A 370-nucleotide genomic window follows, 5' to 3' on the forward strand; every position below is an offset into this window, starting at 1 on the left:
CAGCGACCAGTCCGGTTCTGCGCGCGCCAGCCCGCTCAGAAACTGCTTGTGCGCGGTGCTCAGTCGCTGTGGCAGCTCGCGCCGCACCCTGGCGCGAGCGTCGAGCAGTGTCTCCAGGGAGCAGCCCACTTCGGTCATGCCGACAAAGGCCCGCTCGTACTCGCCGGCGATGTCCTTGTCGTTGCCGAACAGCACTTCGTGGGGCGGCCGGTTGTGGCCCGCCAGATAGATCACGAAGCACTCGACCATGCCGTCGCTGATGTCGCCCGATTCGTAGAGCTGCCACACGTCGAACAGGTCGCGGGGGTGCTGCCGATCCAGCGCGGCCACCAGCTTGCTGGCGTACAGCTCGTCCGGTGCCAGAACCGGC

Annotated in this window: 1 protein-coding gene; it reads right to left on the reverse strand. The window is 67.3% G+C overall.

Features of this window, described 5'->3' with window-relative positions:
- Positions 1-370 (reverse strand): nucleotidyl transferase AbiEii/AbiGii toxin family protein (locus tag ACR6JA_RS23345; protein ID WP_494599928.1); only part of this gene is annotated, 370 nt, incomplete at both ends.

The sequence above is a fragment of the Cedecea sp. B1(4) genome, assembly GCF_059414925.1.